Genomic DNA, 5,467 nt, shown 5'->3' with positions numbered 1-5,467 from the left:
GTCCCATTCCTTTTTACTGATTACTGGTCACTGGTCACTGATCACTTGTCTTTGCAGTCCCTGCCGTCTTTGCAGTCCTTCACCCCTCAGCCGTGGTCTCTCAGCTATCCCATCAGCGCAGTCACCTAATCAGTTTGCTTTTACCCCTATGGGCGGGGCGGCCGTTCACTTCCGCCTGGCGTGTTGGATGGCGGATGCTCTTCGCGCCCCATTCCACCGAGCGGTCAGGATGAGGCTCAATCAGTTGGGGTCACAGTTGGGGTCATCCATAGTTTTGGCTGTTTTTCATGACGCCTCCTTTTGAATTGTTCCTAATGGTAAATTGCGCAGTCATCCGTGCAGTCGGGTATGAAAATGGTAGGCGGTGAAAAGGAACCCAGTTCTGCATACGCACCGAAGACAAAGGGAGGGCTGATTGCAGTTGACGAAACCGGAACGAGGTTATATTTTCTAACGCTGTTAGAATTCATGCCAATGGTCATGCAATCCAAAGAACGGCGGACGAAAGCCAAAGAAGCGCTGCGGTCGAAAATCCTCGACGCGGCACGCACCCTGTTTGCCCAGCGGGGTTATGAAGCCGTCACCATGCGGGAGATTGCCAGGCAGATCAGTTATACCGCCACCGCGCTCTACTATCATTTCCCAGACAAGGAAACCTTGCTGCGGGAGTTGTGCGAGACGGATTTCCGTTCGTTGTCCGACTACTTCAGGCGCTTGGGGCGCATCCTGGACCCGGTGGAGCGCATCCGCAAAACCAGCCTGGCGTATGTCAATTTCGGATTGGAGTATCCGCAGCATTACCGGCTGATGTTCATGACCCCGCACCCGGAGCCGCACCCCGACCAGTACCGGATCGAACGGGGAAATCCCGACGAGGATGCCTACGCGTTTCTGCACACGGCGGTGCAAGAGGCGATTGCGGAAGGGCGTTTTCGTCCCGAATTAAAAGACTCCAACCTGATCGCGCAAATAATCTGGTCGGGGGTGCACGGGCTGGTCGCCCTGCATTTGACCAAGACGGAGAGCCGGTGGATAGACTGGCGTCCGGCGGGACGGACCGCCGACCTGCTGACCGAGACGCTGCTGCACGGACTGCTCCGTAAAACACCAACCTGAATCCATCTTTATCCATGAAACTACGAATCGTACTCGCCATTGTCATTGTGCTGCTGGTCCTGAGCGGACTGGTGGGCGTGAAAGCCCTGCAAATTCAGAAACTGATTGCCGCCGGGCAATCGTTTACACCGCCACCCGAAACGGTTTCCACGACGGTGGTGCGCGCGGAACAGTGGCAGGGAACGATCTCCGCCATTGGTACGGTGGTCGCGGTCCAGGGCGTCACGGTCACCCCGGATATTCCCGGCATCGTGCGGGAAATCACTTTTGAATCCGGGGCGATGGTGGCGAGCAACGCGTTGCTGGTAAAACTGGATGTTTCAAGTGAGATCGCCCAACTGCGGGCCGTTGAATCACAAGTGGAATTAGCCCGATTGAATTTGGGCCGCATTCGCAGCCTGCGCAGTGATAACACCGTATCGCAATCCGACTTGGATACTGCCGACGCGGCTCTGAAACAGGCCCAAGCCAATGCGGATGTTATTCAAGCCACGATTGAAAAGAAAACCATCCGCGCCCCGTTTGCCGGGCAGCTCGGTTTGCGCCAGGTGAACCTGGGCCAGTATTTGGAGGCCGGCCGCCCCATCGTTTCGCTCCAGTCCCTGGCCCCGGTTTATGTGGAATTTTCCATGCCGCAACAGGAACTGGCCCGGCTGAAAACCGGGATGCGGGTGCGGGTCATTACCGACACCTATCCAGGACAATTGTTTACCGGGACCCTGACGGCCATCAACCCGGATCTGGATCAAGGCACCCGCAGCGTGCGGCTGCAGGCCACGTTCGACAATCAGGAAGGCAAGCTGCGCCCCGGCATGTTTACCCGCGTGGAGGTGTTGCTGCCGGAGGAAAAAGCCGTCATGGTAATTCCGGCCACTTCGGTCCTCAGTGCCCCGTACGGCAACTCGGTGTACCTGGTTGAAGCGTCGAGCGGCAAGGATGGGAAGCCCGGACTGACCGTGCGCCAGCAGTTCGTGCGCACCGGGCAGGCGCGGGGTGACTTGCTCAGCGTGGAATCAGGACTCAAAGCCGGCGACCGCATCGTGAGCGCAGGCATATTCAAGCTGCGCAACGGTATGTCCGTGGTCGAGAACAATAACCTGTCGCCCAAGAATGACGCGGCCCCACGCCCCACGGACAGTTAATCCGCAACCTTTCCCTCATGAAGTCGTTTACAGATATTTTTATCCGGCGCCCGGTGCTGGCGCTGGTGGTGAACCTGGTGATTGTGATTGCCGGGTTTCAAGCCATCCGGTCGCTGGTGGTGCGTCAATATCCACGCAGCGACAATGCCGCCGTCACCGTGATGACGGTTTACGTGGGTGCCAACGCCGACCTGGTGCGCGGGTTCATCACCACCCCTTTGGAGCGGGCCATCGCTGCCGCCGATGGGATTGACTACATTGAATCCACCAGCAAACTCGGGCTTTCCACCATCAACGTCCGGCTCAAGCTCAACTACGATCCCATCAAGGCGCTGTCTGAAATCAGCTCTCGCGTGGACCAGGTGCGCAACAACCTTCCGCCCGAAGCGGAGGTTCCCATCATCAACATCGTCCCCACTGATTCGCAGTTTGCCTCCGCCTACCTGAGTTTTACGGCGGATCTTCTCGAAGCAAATCAGATCACCGATTACCTTGTGCGGGTGGTGCAACCCCGGTTATCCGCGCTGGAAGGCGTGCAGCGGGCGGATATTTTGGGCGGTCGCACGTTTGCCATGCGCATCTGGCTGAAACAGGACCAGATGGCCGCGCTGAACATCAATCCCGCGCAGGTGCGCGAGGCGCTGGCGGCCAACAACTTCCTCTCCGCCGTGGGCCACACCAAGGGCTCGCTGGTGCAGGTGAATCTCTCGGCCAACACGGACCTGCGTTCCGTGGAGGAGTTCCGCAACCTGGTCGTGCGCCAGTCCGGGGATAAATTGGTGCGCCTCTCCGACATTGCGGACGTGGTGCTGGGCGCGGAGGATTATGAAACCGAGGTGCGCTTCACCGGACAAAAGGCGGTATTCATGGGGGTCTGGGTATTGCCCAATGCCAACTCGCTGGATGTGATCAAACGGGTGCGTGAGGAAATGGACTCGATCCAAAAGGAACTGCCCACCGGCATGCAGGGCCGGATTGCCTACGATGCCACCAAATACATTGATACCGCCATCCAAGAGGTGTTGAAGACGCTCACGGAGACCCTGATGATTGTCGCGATCGTGATTTTCCTGTTCCTCGGTTCGCTGCGGTCTGTGCTGATCCCGCTGGTGGCCATTCCCATCTCGCTGATCGGCGCCATCTTCCTGATGCAGGCGTTTGGGTTCACGCTCAATCTGCTGACGCTGCTGGCGATTGTGCTATCGGTCGGCCTGGTGGTGGATGATGCGATTGTCATCGTGGAGAACGTGGAACGCCATGTACGCGAAGGCCTGACTCCGGTGCAAGCCGCCATCCTCGGGGCGCGGGAACTGGTGAGCCCGGTGATCGCCATGACGGTCACCCTGGCGGCGGTGTATGCCCCGATCGGGCTACAAGGCGGCCTTACCGGTTCGCTGTTCCGTGAATTTGCTTTCACGCTCGCCGGCGCAGTGTTCATTTCCGGTGTCGTGGCGCTCACGTTATCACCGGTCATGTCTTCCAAACTGCTGGACTCCGGACGGGAAGAACATGGGTTTACCGGCTGGATCAACCACGCCTTTGACCGGCTGCGCAAATTTTATGGTCGCATCCTGGACGCCACGCTCTCGGCGCGTCCCGCCGTGTATATCATCTGGATCACGCTTAGCGTGCTGGCGGTGCCGCTATTCATCATGGCCTCCAAGGAACTCGCGCCGACCGAAGATCAGAGCATTGTGTTCGCCATTGTTGAGGCGGCCGCAGATGCCACCATTGACCAGACCGCATTTTATACCGATGCCCTTAACCGGGAATGGATGAAAATTCCCGAGGCCAGCCAATCGTTCCAGATTACTTTCCCGGATAATGGTTTTGGCGGCATGGTGACCAAACCCTGGAACGAGCGGAAACGTTCCGTATTCCAGATCATGCCCGAAGCGCAGGCGATCATCAGCCGCATTCCCGGCGTGCGCAGCTTCGCGGCAATCCCGCCGGCGCTGCCGGGCGGCGGCCAGTTCCCAGTGGAGTTTGTCATTTGCGCCACCGCCGAACCCGAAGTGATTTTGCAATTTGCCGATAAATTGCAGCAGATTGCCGCCACCAACGGCATGTTCGCATTTCCACCGATCATTGACACCAAACTGGATCAACCCGAAGTCGAGTTGGTAATGGACCGCGATAAGGTCGCGGCGCTCGGGCTGAACCTGGCATCCGTCGGCGCAGACCTTGCGGCGCTGGTCGGCGGTAATTACGTGAATCGCTTCAACTTTGATGGACGCAGCTACAAGGTGATTCCGCAGCTCAAGCGCATCGAGCGCCTGAACGCCAGCCAGTTGGAAAACACGTATGTAAAAGGACCCAACGGACAATTGGTGTCGCTCAGCACGTTTGCCACCCTGCACAAGAAAAACAGTCCGCGCTCCCTCAACCGGTTTCAGCAGTTTAATGCCGTCAAGCTTAGCGGCGTGGCGATCCGCCCGCTGGACGAGGCACTCAAATTTCTGGAAGGCGAAGCCACGAAGATCCTGCCGAAAGGGTACAAGCTGGATTATACCGGGGAATCCCGCCAGTTGCGCGTTGAAGGCAGTAAGTTCCTGCCCGCCTTCATCCTGGCGCTGGTGCTGATCTTCCTGGTACTGGCGGCCCAATTCAACAGTTTCCGCGATCCGCTCATCATTCTGCTGGGGTCCGTGCCCCTCGCCATGTTTGGCGCGCTGATATTCTGCTTCCTCAAGATGCCGAATCCGAACATGGCATTCTGGACGGACGGCTGGACCACCACGCTGAATATTTATTCCCAAGTCGGGCTGGTTACACTTATCGGGCTGGTATCGAAAAACGGCATTCTCATTGTCGAATTTGCCAATGTCCAACAGCGGCTCGGGCTGGGCAAGGTCCAGGCGGTGCGCCAGGCGGCCCTGGTCCGGCTGCGTCCCGTGCTGATGACCAGTGCCGCCACCATTTGCGGACATTTCCCGCTGACGTTGGTTTCCGGCGCTGGCGCCGCCGCGCGCAATTCCATTGGCATTGTGATTGTGGCGGGCATGTTCCTCGGCACTGTGTTCACCTTGTTGGTGATTCCCTCTCTCTATGTGCTGATCGCAAAGCAACACACGAAGGAAAGTTCAGAAGCAGACGGGGACCTCGCCGAATCTAGCGTGGAAAAATGAGGGGTAATTCCAATGAGCTTTCAAGCTGAGACTTAGTGCTTATCCGTAAATAGATATTGTCTGTCGCCAGCAGATTATGGC

General features: G+C 57.9%; 3 protein-coding genes. All 3 read left to right on the top strand.

Annotation, left to right across the window (positions count from 1 at the left end):
- The first annotated feature begins 480 nt into the window (after positions 1–480).
- The 3 genes from WCO56_28660 to WCO56_28650 are packed head-to-tail and all read left to right on the top strand — an operon-like array spanning position 481 to position 5,386.
- Entirely contained in the window at positions 481–1,116 is a 636-nt protein-coding gene (locus WCO56_28660; GenBank protein MEI7733575.1) for a TetR/AcrR family transcriptional regulator, read from the top strand.
- 14 nt (positions 1,117–1,130) lie between these two features.
- Positions 1,131–2,258: an efflux RND transporter periplasmic adaptor subunit gene (locus tag WCO56_28655; protein ID MEI7733574.1), complete on the top strand. Its 1,128-nt coding sequence runs from the start codon at positions 1,131–1,133 to the stop codon at positions 2,256–2,258.
- Positions 2,259–2,275: 17 nt separating this feature from the next.
- A complete protein-coding gene (locus tag WCO56_28650; GenBank protein ID MEI7733573.1) occupies positions 2,276–5,386 on the top strand; it encodes an efflux RND transporter permease subunit in 3,111 nt (1,036 codons plus the stop codon).
- The last annotated feature ends 81 nt before the right edge of the window (positions 5,387–5,467 follow it).

This window comes from Verrucomicrobiota bacterium, assembly GCA_037139415.1.
In the GTDB taxonomy this organism is placed as follows: domain Bacteria; phylum Verrucomicrobiota; class Verrucomicrobiia; order Limisphaerales; family Fontisphaeraceae; genus JBAXGN01.
This window is presented reverse-complemented; position numbering and strand designations above follow the sequence as displayed.